A 16228-nucleotide genomic window follows, 5' to 3' on the forward strand; every position below is an offset into this window, starting at 1 on the left:
AGGATAAAGAAAACCAAGTATAAAGGAAGCCAATCCAAATGAATCTATTCCAGCTGACCGTTCTGCTGCTTGACGAATGTGCAAAATGCCGGCCGCGCCACACGCAAATGCGTGAGGAAGACCGTGAACCGGATTTCTTCCAAGAAGTGAAGCCGTACGCGGATGAGGTGCATGCGCTCATCGCCCGGTGGAAAGAGGAGATGGCCCGCTGGATCGCGGAGGCGCGGCCGAAACACGTCCGCATGCCCCAGGTTGAAAACGCTGCCGATATGATGACCCAGTTCATCGTCCAGTCCTTCTACAAGGGCACCGGCAAAAAAAGATTTTATCAGTCAATCCAATCTGTCCAATATACATTGAAAATCATCCTGGAAGCGATGAAAGAGGGGGAGGCAGATGACCCTGCTGAAAAAACGCAAGACGATCAGTGAACTCGTCGAGAGCTGGCTGGCGGATCCGGAGATCAAAAGCGGGATTCTTCACCACCGCGTGATCGAGGGGAAAGACGCCCGCTATGCCCCGTTTCCCGAATCGCTTCATCCGTCGATCCGAAAGGCGCTCGAGTCGCGGGGGATCGGTTCCCTTTATTCGCACCAGCGGGAAGCATTCGACCTTGCGTCGTCCGGCCGTTCATTCACCGCAGTGACACCGACCGCGTCTGGCAAATCGCTCTGCTACCATCTTCCCGTCCTTCAGGCGGTGCTTGAAGACCGGGCCGCCCGTTCGCTTTACCTGTTCCCGACGAAGGCGCTTGCCCAGGATCAGATGGCGGACCTCCACCGTTTGATCGAAGCGAGCGGCGAAGACATCCTGAGCCATACGTATGATGGCGACACGAGCCCGGGCATCCGGCAGAAAGTCCGCAAGTCCGGGCATATCATCATGACGAACCCCGACATGCTCCACTCCGGCATCCTGCCTCACCATACGAAATGGGTGTCGCTGTTTGAGAACCTGAAATTCATCGTCATCGACGAACTGCACACCTACAAAGGGGTGTTCGGCAGCCACGTCGCCCATGTGCTCCGCCGGCTCATCCGGATCGCCCGCTATTACGGAAGCGATCCCGTGATCATCTGCACCTCGGCGACGATCGCCAACCCGAAAGAACTGGCGGAAGAACTCGCCAACCGCGAAATGTCCCTCATCGCAGACAACGGTGCACCGGCCGGGAAGAAGCATTTCCTCTTCTACAACCCGCCCGTCATCCACCCGACATTCGGCATCCGCCGTTCGGCCGTCCTGGAAGTGCGTGATCTGGCGCGCCGGCTCTACGAGGAAGAAGTGCAGACGATCGTTTTCGCGAAAAGCCGCGTCCGAGTCGAGATGCTCGTCACTTACATGAAGGAAATGACAAAAAAGAAACTGTCGGACACCACGATCCGGGGCTACCGGGGCGGCTACCTGCCGTCGGAGCGGCGCGAGATCGAAAAGGGCCTGAGAAACGGCGACATCCGGACGGTCGTCTCGACAAATGCGCTCGAGCTCGGCGTCGACATCGGACAATTGCAGGCATGCATCATGACCGGCTATCCCGGCAACATCGCAAGCGCCTGGCAGCAGGCGGGACGTGCCGGACGCCGCCAGGATGAAGCACTCATCATCTATGTCGCCCAGTCGCTTCCGCTCGACCAGTACGTGATCGAGCATCCGGAATACCTGTTCGGCCAGTCGCCGGAAGAGGCCCGCATCCATCCGGACAATCTTCTCATCCTGATGGACCATCTGAAGTGCGCCTCGTTTGAACTGCCGTTTTCGCTTGACGAGCCGTACGGCGAATTTGAAGTGCAGGAACTGCTCGCCTACCTCGCCGGGGAAGGCATTCTCGTCGAAGCGGGCGGCAAGTGGCACTGGATGAGCGAGCGGTTCCCGGCGAGCGAAGTGAGCCTCCGGTCGGCCTCGCAGGAAAACGTCATCATCATCGACAAAACCGTCCCGAGAGACACGACCGTCATCGGCGAGATGGACCGGTTCAGCGCGATGACGCTCCTCCATGAAGAAGCGATCTACATCCACCAGGGCACCCAGTACCAGGTCGAGGAACTCGACTGGGAAGAGAAAAAGGCGTATGTCCGTGAAGTCGATGTCGACTACTTCACAGATGCGAACCTTGCCGTCGAGCTCAAAGTGATCAGCGAGGACGAGACGGAACAGCTTGAAAACCGGACGGCCTCATTCGGAGACATCGCCGTGCTCGCCATGCCGACCATCTTCAAGAAAATCCGGTTCGACTCGCACGACAACATCGGCTCGGGGCCGATCACGCTGCCGGCCGAGGAAATGCACACATCATCCGCCTGGCTGTCATTTGAACGCCCGGCGGACTGGTCGGAATCCGACCTGACCGACACGATGACGGGGGCGGCGTATGCCATGCATTCGTTCATTCCGCTGTTCGTCTCGTGTGACCGCTCGGATATCCATGTCGTTCCCCAGGTGAAGGCGGTCCACACCGGAAAGCCGACTTTCTTTGTCTACGACAGCACGCCCGGCGGAATCGGGCTGTCCAAGAGAGTGCACGGCATGTGGGAGGAACTGCTCGAGCAGACCGCCCGCCACGTGGTGTCGTGCCCGTGTGAATCCGGCTGCCCGGTCTGCATCGGCGCACAGGAATCCGGCGGCCGCGTCAAGGAACGCGTCGCCGATCTCTTCGGAAAGCTGTCGGGGTGACGGGACATGTCCTATGAAAACAAACTGCTCCAGATGAAGAAGATGCTGAAGAAGAGCGCCCCTGCAAAAGAAGCGAAGGAAACGGCGTTCGCGAAGCCGGACCCGCCGGAGTATGCGGACCGCTGGGAGGCGGCGGGGCTGGAACGCATCGACAATTCATTCGGCACCGTATTCCGCAGGACGGTCCGGTATCAACCGGAGACGGTCCACGGCACTTCTTCTCTCGGGGAACTGAAGGAGGCGGCGGCCGCCTGGTCCGGCTCGGACGGCGTCCATCCGTTCGCTGCGGGCGATGAGCGGAAGCTGCTGTTTTTTGACACCGAGACGACCGGGCTGAAAGGCACGGGCTCGCTCATTTTCATGGCCGGCCTGTTGTCGGTGAAGGAAGGCGTCTTCGTGCTTGATCAATACGTGCTGGCCGGACCTGCACACGAGACGGCGTTCCTGTTTGAGACGGGCCTCTGGAAGCCGGGCTTTACGGTTGTGACCTATAACGGGAAAAGCTTCGACTGGCCGCAGCTGAAGACCCGATGGACGATGAACCGGGAACATTTGCCGAAGCTCGGCGATCCGGATCACATCGATCTGCTCCAGGGGACGCGCCGGGTGTGGAAAGGCGGGCTCAAGAGCTTCGCACTGAAATCGATCGAGGAAGAGATCCTCGGGTTTCACCGGGAAGATGACATCCCGGGCTTTCTTGCCCCGATCATCTACACCGATGCTGTGAAAAGCGGCAGTCCGGATCTGCTCCTGGGTGTGCTTCGGCACAACGAGTGGGATCTTTTGTCGCTCGTCACGCTGTTCGTCCGCCTCACCTCGCTGCTCATGAAAGACAACGAAGAACCGACGCCGCTTCCGCATACGAACATCGGCAAGTGGTTCGGCGATCTGAAGGCATACGACCGCAGCCGGGAAGTGCTCGAGGAAGTGACCGATCTGTTTTTTGACGACACCGACGAGGCGTATTACCATCTGGGATTTCTGCTGAAACGGGAAGGCCGCCATGCGGATGCGGAAGAAGCGTTCCTGCAGGCGCTCGGCGGCGGACTTGACGATTTGAAGGCGCTCCGTGCGCTCGAGGAAATCGCCAAGCTGAACGAGCACCGGCTCGGCAATCTCGCGAAGGCGGAAATCAACTGCCTGCGGGCGATCGGCTTGCTGAAAAGCATGGACAGCCTGAAGCCCGCCAGAAAGCAGCGGTGGCAGGAAGCGTTTGATAAACGGCTTGAACGCGTGAGGAAAAAGCGGGAGAAGGCAAAAGGATAAGAGACAGACGATCGGCTATTTCCCGGGCAAGCGCAGGAGTCGACAGAATTGGCGCGAGTTCCGACATCGATGAACAACTGCGGGCAAAATATGCTATACTTGAGCAAAGCATGCCTAGACGGAAGGACGAGAACGATGGAGACTAAACTCACCGCCAAAAAGATCCTTGAGCACGAATTCAAGACCGGCGTCCGGGGCTACAAACCGGATGAGGTGGATCATTATCTGGACGAGATCATTCAAGACTATGAAGCATTCAATAAGCAGATCGCCGCACTTCAGGAGGAAAACCGCCAGCTGAAAGCGGAAATTGAGGAATTGAGCAACCGCCCGGCCGCCCCGCAGCCGCAGACCGGCACGACCAACTTTGATATTCTCAAGCGCCTGTCCAATCTGGAGAGGCATGTGTTCGGCAGCAGGCTCGACGGGAACTGAGCTTTTGCCTAAAGGCCACCGGGAGCGCGGCAAATGCCGAATTGAACGGAAAATGGAACTTCTTGCACCGAATTGAATGCAGTGAGTTTCTGTGGTATGATGGGTGTTGCCAATGTCGCCATTCAGGCAATCGCTGCAACTTCGGGTTGTAGAGGAAAGTCCATGCTCACACGGACCTGAGACGGCCGTAGTGTTCGTGCCCGGCGAAGTCATAAGCCGGGGCAGATCCGTTATGGGTCTGACGGCGGGAGTAACGCCTAAGTCCTCCGGGATATGGCCGAGGCTCCCTGAAAAGTGCCACAGTGACGTAGCCGCATCGGAAACGGTGCGGGTGGAACGCGGTAAACCCCTCGAGTGAGAAACCCAAATTTTGGTAGGGGCATCCTTCTGAAGGAACTCAACGGATGAAGGGACGGCGGTCAGCCGCCTGTAGATAGATGATTGCCGCCGGAGTACAAGGCGAGAGCCGCTACAGTACGAAGGAACAAAACATGGCTTACCGAATGGCGACGGTATATATGAATTTTCGAAACGCTCTCCATGACAGGAGGGCGTTTCTTTTGTACGATACATACAGCAAAGACACGGCGGGTGCGTCCCGCACGGAAGGATGATTCGGATGACGACATTCAAATTGGTGGCGACTGCCGCGATGGGCCTGGAAAAGCCGGTCGCTGATGAGGTACGGGCACTTGGCTACGAGCCGACGGTTGAAAACGGCAAGGTGTATTTCGAAGGGGACGAGACGGCAATCGCCCGTACGAATCTGTGGCTTCGCGTGGCGGACCGCGTGAAGATCGTGTTCGGCGAGTTCAGGGCGACCACATTCGACCAGCTGTTCGAGGGAACAAAGGCACTGCCGTGGGAAGATCTCTTGCCTGTGGACGCCGAGTTCCCGGTGGCGGGCAAATCGGTGAAATCCCAGCTCGGCAGCGTGCGCGACTGCCAGGCGATCGTCAAGAAGGCGATCGTCGAGCGGCTGAACGGGGCTTATGGCCGCCGCGGCATCCTGCCGGAAACGGGCCCCCTCTTTAAACTCGAGATTTCCATGCTGAAAGATATCGCGACTCTGACGATCGACACGAGCGGCGCCGGCCTGCACAAGCGCGGATACCGGGTCGGGCAGGGCGAAGCACCGCTGAAGGAAACGCTTGCTGCCGCCCTCGTCCAGCTGACGAGATGGACACCGGACCGCCCATTCCATGATCCGTTCTGCGGCTCCGGCACGCTCGCCATCGAAGCCGCAATGATCGGCCAGAACATGGCACCCGGCTACAATCGGGACTTCGTAAGCGAGGGGTGGCCATGGATGGACGCAAAAATATGGGAAGACGTCCGCGCCCACGCGGAGTCGGTCGCGGATTACGAAGTCGAACTCGACATTACAGGGACCGACATCGATCACCGCATGATCAAAATCGCCGAAGCCAACGCCGCAGAAGCGGGATTTGCGGGCGTGATCCAATTCAAACAAATGCAGGCCGCCGATTTCACCACGGACCAGGAAAACGGCGTCATGGCCTCCAACCCGCCATACGGGGAGCGCATCGGCGAAGTGGAAGAAGTGGAAGAGGCGATCCGGACGCTGGGGCGTGCCATGGAGAAGTTCCCCTCCTGGTCCGTCTACATGCTCTCCTCCATGGAAAACTTCGAAGACCTGTGGGGCCGGCGAGCCACAAAGAAACGAAAACTCTTCAACGGCTTCATCCGGACTGATTACTATCAGTTCTGGGGGCAGCGGAAGCGATAATGTAAGAAAACCGGGCGGACGCCCGGTTTTTTATTTTGGGTTCGGGGTCGGGATAGTGGGGGGTGACTCGGAGGATCAAGGTTCTCCAGGAAGCGGGTCCGAACAACCTGCTCCCGGGAAAGCGGACGCGAAAAGTCCCCGGGCGGCCGCGAAAAAGCAGCGCCCCGGAAAGCAGGCGCGAAAATGGCCAAAGCGGGCGCGAAAAGCCTCCGGGCGGCCGCGAAAAAGCAGCGCCCCGGAAAGCAGGCGCGAAACCCTTAATCAACTCTTCACTTGAATGCTTCCAGAAGAACCAGGGATAACCAAGCTCCCCTCATCATCAAGAATCACTGCCGCGTAGTTTAATACATAATAAGTAGCGACTGATTTTCCGCGCTTTATAAATAAAGGGGACCGCAACAGCGTTTTCGCTTTTGTGGCGCTCACCCCCAAATAATCCATTGCCTGCTCAATCGTCAACGAGCTGCCGCGGATCAAAAAGTAATCCACCAGTTTTTCAAGGAAGGGGATCCACTAGCGGGTGCCGCAGACGAGGCAGATGCCCATCCGGTTGGCTTCGCCGCAACGGATTCGGCCGGTGCATTGATTGCAGAGCGGATCATCAAACAGATGTCCGGCCGCAACATGAAAATATCGGGCGAGCGGGTAGGGGTGAAAGCGGTCTTCCTGTTTTCTCATCACGTCCGCTGCCCAACGCAGGGTTGGAGAGGTCACGGTGTCATCTCCGGTCAATTCCTCTTTAAGGATTGAAGGGATTTCGGTCGCCAAGTGGATGGGTGCTCTCGGTGGAAAGCGGACATCCACATTCTTGGAGGCCAAAAAGACGGCGCCTTTCACCGGAAGGGGGATGTCATGCATGAACAGCCAATAGGAGAGCGTATCAATCGCCAGATTCAGCTGGATCAGCGGGGAGCCGAAATAGTGGATTTTTCCGTCGCTGCCGGTCCGTTTCAGGCGGGCCGGATTTTCTTCGAGCTCCAGGACGCCGTATATATTTTTCACTTCCATCACATAGGCGACGCTCTTTGTCAAAATCAGGGTGTCGGTCTGGACGGTTTCATTTCCCGGGATGGTCAGGTGCAGGTCATGGAGAACAATGGCGCCTTCCGGCAAGGCCGACCTGCTCACATAGCGGTCTGCACGAACTTCCCCCCGGTGGCCGAATGAAGTCGTGGTCTGCTCGGCCATAATTTTGGCCCTCGCCGGATCGGCCGGATCCATGAGCGCCAGCAACCGCTCTGTCGCGTAAAGAAACAGCGGATAAGCCGCTTCTTCATTTGAATCCCCCCTTTCCGCCATTACACCGCGACTCCCTCAAAAACGCAAATCGCCAAAATTCAATTTTGACCGCGTAAATGCCCTCAAAATCTTATTTCAATCTTCCCCGGATTTCACAAAAACCAATGCCGGCGCGAAGCTCGGCTTTTTCGAAATTGAAAATTGCCACCACAAAAAAACTTCTCCCGCACCCCTCCAAAAATTTCTTTCCCCTCCCCTTGAACTTTTCCTTCCCTCCGCTGTCTAATGGATAGAGACAGAAAAAAAGGGGGTGGCGGGATGGATGAAACAGAATTGGCGGGGCGGGCGGCGAAGGGGGATCCAGATGCGTTTCTTTTGCTGATGGAAACCCATAAGGCAGCGCTTTACCGGACGGCGTTCGCCTTTCTCAAAAATGAGCATGCTTCCATCGAAGCGGTGCAGGAAGTGACTGCGCGTGCGTACAGATCGGTTCGCCGACTGAAAAACCCGGAGTTTGCCAAGACGTGGCTCACCCGGATCATGATCAACTATTGCCAAGATGAACTGAAGCGGAAGGGGCGCGAGCCATCGGTGGACCGGCTGCCGGACGCGGGACGGACCGACCGGCACGACCGGCTGGAGATCGATGAGGCCCTTCAATCGCTGCCGGATGAAGCCCGCCGGCTTATCCATCTGAAATACTTCGAGGAAATGAAAATCCGTGAGATCGCCGAGCTGGAGCAAATTCCGGAAGGCACCGTGAAATCGCGGCTTTACCATTCACTCCGCCAGCTTCGCGAATTTTTCGCCGGGAAAGGAGGAAACCGGGATGTTTGAGGAGGAAGAAAAAAAGCTGGCCGCACAGCGGGAGGAACTCGCCAACCTGGAGATCCCTGAAGAAGCGCTCAGCCACGCCATCCATGCCGGCATGGACCGCTCAAAAAGGAACACGCGCCGGATCCGCAGATCGGTCCTTTCCCTGGCGGCGGTTGCCGTCCTGCTGTTTGCGTTCATCACGTCAGTACGCGTCTCACCGGCATTTGCAAGGGCCGTCTCAAGTCTTCCGGGCATGGCGGCGATTGTCGAGATGATTCAGCACGACAAAGGGATGAAGGCAATCATCGACAACGAGTACTATGAAGAAGTGGATGCAACGGCATCGGACGGCGGGATGACCGTCACCCTGAACGGGGTCATTGTCGACCAGTCAGGAATGGTCCTTTCGTTTACCGTGGATTCGGCGACTGAAATGAAAGATCCGCTTTTTGAAACGCCGGAGATCTACGCGGACGGGCAACTGATCGAGCCGCGGGGAATCGTCTGGAACGACCCGTTGCCTGAAGACAACAAGCATACGAGCGAGCAGATGATTGATTATCATTTCGCAGAGCCGCTGCCGGCCGGCACAAGGAACTTCGAGCTGAGAATCCAGTCCAGGGAGGGAAGCGGGCGCAACTTCAGCCTGCCGTTCTCGATCGAGAAGCCGATCGCCCAAGGTAAAGTGTTTGATCTCGATCAAACGGTCACCGTTGCCGGCCAGAAAATCATCATTCGCTCCATTACCGTTCACCCGCTGCGCGCGGAAGTCGCCGTGGATTTCGATGAACACAATACGATGGATATTCTCCAGTTCGAGGATATGCGGATCGTGGACGGCAAGGGGGAGACGTGGAGCAGCATCACCAACGGCATGAGCGCTACGGAAGAGGAAGACGGCACGCAGATTTACTTCCTGCAGAGCAATTACTTTGAACAGCCGGATCTGATGATTTTCCGGATGAACCAAATGCAGGCGATCGACAAAGACGAAAAGCTCATCGTTGATACCCGGCTCGGGAAAGTCCTCCAGACCCCGTCCGACGGAAAGCTGGAAGTCACGGAAATCGACCCGCTCCGCATCGAGACGAAACTGAAAACCGGCGGTGAATTCGGGTATGGATACTTGACGGATGTGACCGATGCCGACGGAAAGCCGGTCGACCTGACGAGTGCCGGCATGTGGAGCGAGGAAGGGGAAGACGGCGAAGAGAAAGCCTATACGTACAATGACCTCAATTTTGCCGATGCAGACTACAAAAACCCGGTCACCATCCGCTTTTTCGCTTATCCGAACTACATTAAAGGCGATGTCACCATCCGGATCGACCGGCCATAAAATGCGAGGAATACTTCGCCGGTGCGCCGGATAAACTAAGTGCGGGGACTCTGCAGCTTTTCGCTTTATTCCGACCGGATCCCGTGGTATACTTTAAAAACTGTGCATTTTTCCGGCACCTCGCCGGGAAAGTGCATTTCATTACGTTTACAGGGGGCTTTCGATGAAACAGGCGATTCCGTTTGCGCTTGACCGGGACCGGTCGTTTTTTGAGTCATTGGACGACTGGATCGGCGACGTGCTTTATGATGAACTGACCGAAAAGGGATTTGATCTCCGCGATGAGCAGGTGTTCATGGCATTCCAGATCGGCCAGGCACTGAAAGAGAAGTCGGTCCTGTTTGCGGAGGCGGGGGTCGGCACCGGCAAAACGATCGCCTACCTGCTTCCCGCGGTCGCTTACGCCCGGTACACCGGCAGGCCGGCCATCATCGCCTGTGCCGACGAGGCGCTCATCGACCAGCTCGTAAAGGAATCGGGCGATATCGGCAAGCTGGAGCGGGCGCTCGGCCTCACCGTCGACGTCCGGCTTGCGAAATCACGCGAGCAGTACCTTTGCCTGAAGCGGCTGGATGAAGCCTCCAAAGAAAGCGACGCGGCCCGCGGCATCGACGATTCACTTCCGGGATTCGTCCACGGGCATTCTTCGATGATGAAACTCGAGCCGTACGGCGACCGGTCAACATTCCCTGATGTATCTGATGACGACTGGGATCTGGTGAATTATCATCCGCTCTGGCAGTGCAGCTCGTGCGATCTCCGAAACCGGTGCGGCCAGACGCTCCACCGCGCGCATTACCGGGAAGCGGCGGACCTGATCATCTGCTCGCAGGATTTTTATATGGAACACCTCTGGACGAAGGAATCGCGCGTCCGGCAGGAACAGCTTCCGCTTCTGCCGGAGCCGTCCGTCGTCGTGTTCGACGAAGGGCATCTGCTTGAATACGCCGCACAAAAAGCGTTCACTTACCGGGTGCAGGAGCGAACGCTGGATACGGTCCTGTCGCGCATCATGGTCGACGGCGTCCGCGAGAAGACGCTCGTCCTCATGGAACAGCTCATCGACTGCCACGCCTCGCTGTTCCGCGGTCTTCATGACCATGCGGAAGGCGAAGGAGACCGCCGGAAAATCGTGCGGACCCCGCAGATTTCGGCCGATGCGGAGGAGGCGGTGCGGCTTGCCGTCGACATTCTCGAAGAGCTGGTATTTGATGCGGATCTGTATGTGATTCCGGATTATGACCTCAAGATCGCCGAAGAGTACCTGGAGCAGTACATCCACTCGATGAAGCTGTTCAATGAAGGCGGCGAGGCGGTCGACTGGCTGGAAAACGAGAACGGGGATGAAACGCTCGTCATCATGCCGCGTCTCGTCACCGACATGCTCGGCGAACTGCTGTTCACCGGGAGAGTTCCGGTCATCTTTTCGTCCGCAACCATGTCGGTCGGCGGAGATTTCTCTTATCTGGCCGATTCGCTCGGCATCGGCGACGGGTTCAAGTCCTTCTCCGTCGATTCGCCGTTTGATTACGAAGAAGTGATGGAAATCCGCATTGAAAAGCCGGCCGACAAATCGGCGGAACTTCTTCGGTCGATGGAAGACGGCCGCCAGACGCTGATCCTGTTCCGGTCGAAAGCCGCGATGAATGAATTCCGGCAAAAAGCCGGCGGCGATTCCCGGTTCCTGTTTGAAGGCGACCGGGCACTGTCCGCGCTGGTCCGCGACTTCCAGCAGGGCAAGGCGCAGGCACTCTGTTCTTGGCATCTCTGGGAAGGGCTCGACATTCCGGGCGAGGCGCTCACCCGGGTGGCAATTTACGACCTTCCGTACCCGCCGGACGATCCGCTGTTTGAAGCGAAACACCGCTTCGCCGAAGATCCGCACCGGGACATCGACCTGCCGTACATGCTGCTCCGCCTCCGCCAGGGCATCGGCCGGCTCATCCGGACATCAGGAGACCGGGGAGAAATCCTGTTGCTCCTCGGTGAAAAGGAGCAGAGCGAGGAAGGGGAAATCCTCTCTGTCCTTCCGGTCCGTCCCGCAACCGTTTGATTGAAACACACAAGGCCTTCCGCCATGAGCGGGAGGCCTTTTTCAATGGCCACCCCAATAGGGAAGGCAAAAATGATATGATAAGACCAGTAAAACAGGCAGAGGAGCTTCAATTTATGACAGAAACCAAACAATCACCGATCAATGAACAGAGAGAGCAGCTCATCGGGAAAGCTGCGCGGCTGGCCGTGCTGTTTCGGCAGGACGATGACCGGGAGCGGGAAGAGCGGGCAGCACGCTTTGCCGGAAAAGTGATGAAGGACGAATTTGTGATCGGGTTCGCCGGCCATTTTTCCGCCGGCAAGTCGAGCATGATCAATGCGCTCACCGGCGTGGATCTGCTGGCAACCGGACCGATTCCGACGAGCGCCAACATCGTGCGCGTTCACAAGGCGGACGAGGACTTTGCGATCATCCACCGGACAGACGGTCCGCCCGTTCGGTTCACCGGCAATCTGGACCTGGAATACATCAAGGAATTCTCAAAAGACGGAGCCGGCGTGTCGGACATCGAAGTCGGCCATGCGGGATCGGCGCTGCCTGACGGCGTCACCGTGATGGACACACCCGGCGTGGACTCGACAGATGACGCCCACAGACTGTCGACCGAGTCGTCGCTCCATATTGCAGACCTCGTCTTTTATGTTATGGACTACAATCATGTGCAGTCCGGACTCAACTTCACTTTCACCAAAAACCTCATGCAATACAATGAAAATGTTTACCTGATCGTCAACCAGATCGACAAGCACCGGGAAGAAGAGCTGAGTTTCGAAGACTTTCAGGAATCCGTCCGGAATTCATTCGCTTCGTGGGGTGTCCATCCGAAAGGGATCTTCTACACATCGTTGAAGCAGACAGGACTTCCGCACAATGATTTCAGCCGCGTGAAGGAATTGATCGGCCAAAGCATCGGCAATCGGGGAGCGTCGCTCATTGAAACGGGTGAAGGCACCATCCGCAAACTGGAAGACGAGCATCTCCGGTTTCTCGAGGATGAAGTGGCGGAGCGGAAATCGACTTATTCTGAAATCCTGACGGAAGACGAATGGAACCGGCGTGAGGAAATCCTTGAAGAGGCTTCCGATGCGGCGCGGCGGGTCGAGCTCCTGTCGCCCGAACTGTGGGAAGCTTCTTTTGAAGCAGAGCGGAAGCAACTGCTGGAAAATGCGGGCCTCATGCCGTTTGAAGTCCGTGATCAGATGAAGGAATACCTGGAGTCGAGGTCACCGTCCTTTAAAGTCGGCTTCCTGTTCAGCGGCAAGAAAACGGAAGAAGAACGCGTTGCCCGGGAGGAGCGGATGATCCGCCTTTTCAGGAAAACGGCGGATGCCCAGGCGGCCACGCATCTGCGGAACCTGATGAAGCAGTCACTTCGCGAGGCGGGAATCCTTTCTGATGAAGAAGCCATCCGGATCGACAGGATGGACCTGGAAGTGCCGCTTTCGGTCATTGAAGGAGAAGTCCCGCAGGGTGCCCTGGTCACCGGCGACACGGTGCTCAACTTCACGGAAGCTGTCCGCCAGGCCGTGATCCGGTGGTTCATCCGCGAGACGGACGGCTGGAAAAAAGAAAAGACGGCCGTTATTGCAGAGCGCGCCAATGACAGCACCGGCCGGCTGGAGCAGCAGGCGGGATCGATGTCGGAAAAAGCCGGCGCCATCCGGGCGATCGAGGAAGCTGTCCAGACGATCGTCCGCTTTAAGAAATCCCTCGCATCCAAAGACTCCCGGCTTGATGAAGAAGCCAGACTCACAGCGGAAAAGTGGGAACGGAAAGAACAATCGGCACGTGAGTCTGTCGTTGACTTCGAGCCGTCGATGGCTCCTGGCAAGGAAGACGAGCAGCCGGCTGCTGAAGGCGGAGAAGAGTCGGACCGCCCGGTCGTCACCGAGGCGGCAGCCGACGAAGCGGTTTCTGATGCGCTTTTCATTTCCGATAAAATCCGGAGCATCCCGGGGTTTTCCGAAACGGCGGATTATCTCCGGCGAAAAGCGGACCGGCTCGGCCGGAAGGACTTCACCATCGCGCTGTTCGGCGCATTCAGTGCAGGGAAATCATCGTTCTCCAACGCGCTGATCGGCGAGCCGGTGCTGCCGGTTTCTCCGAATCCGACGACAGCCGCCATCAACCGCATCCGGCCGGCGGATGCGGCGCGGGACAAAGCGAGCGGCACGGCCGATATTCACCTGAAGACAGTGGAGGCCATGACGGAAGACGTCGTCCGTGCATTCGCGGAACTCGGCATGACGGTCCGGTCGCTTGAAGATGCCTACCGGCACGCCGACGAAGCCGCTGCGAAAGATGACATCGAAGACGGCAAGCAGCTGCACCGCTCATTCATCCGGGCATTCAAGGCCGGCTTCCATGAAAGGGGTCCGCTGCTCGGCAAGACGGTCAATGTGGCGGAAGCGGAATTCCGAGAATATGTCGCCGATGAAACGAGAAGCTGCTTTGTCGAATCGATCGATTTTTATTATGACTGCGAGCTGACGCGCCAGGGCATCACGCTTGTCGACACACCGGGTGCGGATTCGATCAACGCCCGCCATACGGATGTGGCGTTCGAGTACATCCGTAATGCCGATGCCATTTTGTTCGTCACTTATTACAACCATGCGTTTGCCGCCGCCGACCGGGAATTCCTCATCCAGCTCGGCCGGGTGAAGGACGCGTTTGAAATGGACAAGATGTTCTTCCTGGTGAATGCGATCGACCTGGCCGCAGATGAAGAAGAAGCGGATCTCGTCAAAGGATATGTCGCCGGTGAACTCCAGCGGTTCGGCATCCGCAATCCGCGGCTGTTCGGCATCTCGAGCCTGCGTGCGCTCGAAGAGAAGACGGAAGGGAAAACGCTCGGATCCGGCATGCCGGAATTTGAGAAGGATTTCCATCACTTCCTCGGCGAAGAACTGAACGCGCTTGCGGTGCAGTCGCTCCGGGAAGAAAGCCGGAAAGCCGTCGAGTCGCTCGGCGCCCTGATCTCCCGGACGGAATCGAACCTGTCGCGCAAGGAAGAGCGTCTGGAAGAGCTCCGCCTCTACGAACAGGATCTGCGGAAACGGTTTGCCCACTCGGGGGCGCAAGTGATCATGAACGATGTGAAGGCCGAGCTCGATGAATTGATCTACTATGTATTGCAGCGGGTGTTCTACCGGTTCACCGAGTTCTTCCGGGAAGCATACAACCCTGCTACCTTTGCTTCACGCCCGGCCAAAGAGGCCCTTTCCACGGCGCTCCGCGAAGCGCTCGGCGCTGTGGGCTTCGACATCGTCCAGGAGCTGAAAGTGACGGACCTCAGGCTGACAAACTACACGTCCCGCCGGCTCACCGGCAGGTTCACCGACGAACAGCGAACGCTCCGGGAAATGGATCCGGTGTTCGGCCTGACACCGTTTGAACCGGACGACAAAGACAGCTTGTCATTCCCGGAAGTTTTTCCGGATCCCTCGGCTTACTCCGCCGTCAACCGGATCTATAAGAACGACAAGGACTTCTTTGAGGCAGGAACGCGCGACAAGCTGCGGGATGCACTCGAGCAGGCGGCAAAAAAAGACGCGGAGCAATATTTGAATGAACAAAAGGCGCGCATGCTGAACAGCTTCGACCAGTGGACGGAACTGGAGGCGGAAGGCCTCAGGCAACATCTCCTTCAGGGGGCGCTCGCGAAAATCGGCTCCGAGCGGGAAGTTCTTCAGAAATTCGGCAACCTGGATGAGTGGAAAGGGATTTACTCGACACTATCTGAAAGGGAGGAATTGAAATGACGGAAGTGTTCAAAACGGTGGATGAACTGTCGGACGGTTACTGGAAGCTGATCGATGTCCGCTTTTCGCTGCAGGATCCAAAAGCCGGGAAAACGGCCTACGAAAACGGGCATATTGCAGGCGCCGTCCACTGGGATCTTGAGAAAGACCTGTCCGATATGGATTCAAAGAACGGCCGCCATCCCATGCCGTCCCGCGAGAATCTGACTGAGTTGTTCCGCAGGAGCGGGCTCATGCTCGATGACCGGATCCTCATTTATGACAACGGAGGAGAGCCGTTCGCCGCAAGGGCATGGTGGCTGCTCCGGTACGGAGGTTTTCGGCAGGTCTATATATTGAAGGAAGGATATAAAGGACTTGTCCGCGCAGGCTATCCTCTTCAAACGGAAGCGGCGGCTCCCGAACGATCGGAAGTGAAGCCGGACTGGCAGGGACAGCTGTATGCAAGCCGTGAGGATGTGCGCAAAGTCGTGGAAGGCAGCGGGGAAGGCATCCTGCTCGATGCCCGCGCGGCCGAACGCTACGCAGGAAAACATGAACCGCTCGATCCGGTGGCCGGCCATATCCCCGGTGCACGGAACTTTGACTGGAGCAGGCTCGTTTCCGGCGGGCAGTTCAACACGGGAGAGGAAATCGTGCGGGCCATCCGGGAAGTGGTCGCTTCTGATGAGCCGGTGACCGTCTACTGCGGCAGCGGTGTGACTGCGGCACCGCTTAACGCGATGCTCGCTCATATCGGCCAGGAAAATCTCCGGCTGTATGTCGGCAGCTACAGTGACTGGGTGAGTGACCCGGACGCCCCGGTGGAAACGGGTGAGTGAATCGGCAGTTTGATTCACGGGAAGGAAAGCGGGGTATCAGAGGGTTAGAAAGCAACAGAGGTGGAGGGATGC

At 57.5% G+C, this 16228-nt stretch carries 12 protein-coding genes and 1 other RNA gene; 11 read left to right on the plus strand and 2 right to left on the minus strand.

All coding sequences use genetic code 11. The features are described from left to right. Positions 1–38: 38 nt before the first annotated feature. From ACFFIY_RS08845 to ACFFIY_RS08870, 6 genes are all read left to right on the plus strand, one after another. A complete protein-coding gene (locus tag ACFFIY_RS08845) occupies positions 39–431 on the plus strand; it encodes a YppE family protein (RefSeq protein ID WP_354196076.1) in 393 nt (130 codons plus the stop codon). Continuing rightward, positions 403–2670, plus strand: a complete 2268-nt coding sequence (locus ACFFIY_RS08850; RefSeq protein ID WP_354196167.1) for a DEAD/DEAH box helicase — start codon at positions 403–405, stop codon at positions 2668–2670. The genes ACFFIY_RS08845 and ACFFIY_RS08850 overlap by 29 nt, the downstream gene beginning before the upstream one ends. 6 nt (positions 2671–2676) lie before the next feature. After that, entirely contained in the window at positions 2677–3936 is a 1260-nt protein-coding gene (locus ACFFIY_RS08855; RefSeq protein ID WP_354196078.1) for a ribonuclease H-like domain-containing protein, read from the plus strand. Positions 3937–4071: 135 nt separating this feature from the next. After that, positions 4072–4371 (plus strand): cell division regulator GpsB, encoded by a 300-nt coding sequence (gene gpsB / locus ACFFIY_RS08860; RefSeq protein WP_354196080.1) that lies wholly within the window; start codon positions 4072–4074, stop codon positions 4369–4371. Between the two features lie 118 nt (positions 4372–4489). Beyond that, an RNA gene (gene rnpB / locus ACFFIY_RS08865) (RNase P RNA component class B) lies at positions 4490–4875 on the plus strand. A 115-nt stretch (positions 4876–4990) separates the two neighbouring features. Beyond that, positions 4991–6121, plus strand: a complete 1131-nt coding sequence (locus ACFFIY_RS08870) for a THUMP domain-containing class I SAM-dependent RNA methyltransferase (protein ID WP_354196082.1) — start codon at positions 4991–4993, stop codon at positions 6119–6121. Positions 6122–6382: 261 nt separating this feature from the next. Here the strand turns inward: ACFFIY_RS08870 and ACFFIY_RS08875 are convergent, their stop codons facing one another. Next, positions 6383–6580: a hypothetical protein gene (locus ACFFIY_RS08875; protein ID WP_354196084.1), complete on the minus strand. Its 198-nt coding sequence runs from the start codon at positions 6578–6580 to the stop codon at positions 6383–6385. 54 nt (positions 6581–6634) lie between these two features. Further along, on the minus strand, positions 6635–7420 hold the full coding sequence (locus ACFFIY_RS08880; RefSeq protein ID WP_354196086.1) for a nuclease-related domain-containing protein: 786 nt from the start codon (positions 7418–7420) through the stop codon (positions 6635–6637). A gap of 258 nt (positions 7421–7678) precedes the next feature. Between ACFFIY_RS08880 and ACFFIY_RS08885 the strand changes: the two genes are divergently transcribed. The 5 genes from ACFFIY_RS08885 to ACFFIY_RS08905 all read left to right on the plus strand — a co-directional run bounded on the left by ACFFIY_RS08885 (position 7679) and on the right by ACFFIY_RS08905 (position 16156). Then, complete coding sequence (locus ACFFIY_RS08885) at positions 7679–8197, plus strand: sigma-70 family RNA polymerase sigma factor (protein ID WP_354196088.1); 519 nt, start codon at positions 7679–7681, stop codon at positions 8195–8197. Beyond that, positions 8190–9515, plus strand: coding sequence for a DUF4179 domain-containing protein (locus ACFFIY_RS08890; RefSeq protein ID WP_354196090.1), 1326 nt, complete (start codon positions 8190–8192; stop codon positions 9513–9515). Before ACFFIY_RS08885 ends, ACFFIY_RS08890 begins: the two co-directional genes overlap by 8 nt. A gap of 163 nt (positions 9516–9678) precedes the next feature. Next, positions 9679–11568, plus strand: a complete 1890-nt coding sequence (locus tag ACFFIY_RS08895; RefSeq protein WP_354196092.1) for an ATP-dependent DNA helicase — start codon at positions 9679–9681, stop codon at positions 11566–11568. A 116-nt stretch (positions 11569–11684) separates the two neighbouring features. Continuing rightward, complete coding sequence (locus ACFFIY_RS08900; protein ID WP_354196094.1) at positions 11685–15335, plus strand: dynamin family protein; 3651 nt, start codon at positions 11685–11687, stop codon at positions 15333–15335. Next, a complete protein-coding gene (locus ACFFIY_RS08905) occupies positions 15332–16156 on the plus strand; it encodes a sulfurtransferase (protein ID WP_354196096.1) in 825 nt (274 codons plus the stop codon). The genes ACFFIY_RS08900 and ACFFIY_RS08905 overlap by 4 nt, the downstream gene beginning before the upstream one ends. Positions 16157–16228 lie beyond the last annotated feature (72 nt).

The organism is Bhargavaea ullalensis (genome assembly GCF_042432615.1).
GTDB lineage: Bacteria > Bacillota > Bacilli > Bacillales_A > Planococcaceae > Bhargavaea > Bhargavaea ullalensis.

What these genes read in the sequence shown, in the direction of transcription:
- ACFFIY_RS08845 (WP_354196076.1), top strand. Translation starts at nt 39, where the DNA reads ATGAATCTATTCCAGCTGACCGTTCTGCTGCTTGACGAATGTGCAAAA.
- ACFFIY_RS08855 (WP_354196078.1), top strand. Translation starts at nt 2,677, where the DNA reads ATGTCCTATGAAAACAAACTGCTCCAGATGAAGAAGATGCTGAAGAAG.
- gpsB (WP_354196080.1), top strand. Translation starts at nt 4,072, where the DNA reads ATGGAGACTAAACTCACCGCCAAAAAGATCCTTGAGCACGAATTCAAG.
- ACFFIY_RS08870 (WP_354196082.1), top strand. Translation starts at nt 4,991, where the DNA reads ATGACGACATTCAAATTGGTGGCGACTGCCGCGATGGGCCTGGAAAAG.
- ACFFIY_RS08880 (WP_354196086.1), bottom strand. Translation starts at nt 7,420, where the DNA reads ATGGCGGAAAGGGGGGATTCAAATGAAGAAGCGGCTTATCCGCTGTTT.
- ACFFIY_RS08885 (WP_354196088.1), top strand. Translation starts at nt 7,679, where the DNA reads ATGGATGAAACAGAATTGGCGGGGCGGGCGGCGAAGGGGGATCCAGAT.
- ACFFIY_RS08890 (WP_354196090.1), top strand. Translation starts at nt 8,190, where the DNA reads ATGTTTGAGGAGGAAGAAAAAAAGCTGGCCGCACAGCGGGAGGAACTC.
- ACFFIY_RS08895 (WP_354196092.1), top strand. Translation starts at nt 9,679, where the DNA reads ATGAAACAGGCGATTCCGTTTGCGCTTGACCGGGACCGGTCGTTTTTT.
- ACFFIY_RS08900 (WP_354196094.1), top strand. Translation starts at nt 11,685, where the DNA reads ATGACAGAAACCAAACAATCACCGATCAATGAACAGAGAGAGCAGCTC.
- ACFFIY_RS08905 (WP_354196096.1), top strand. Translation starts at nt 15,332, where the DNA reads ATGACGGAAGTGTTCAAAACGGTGGATGAACTGTCGGACGGTTACTGG.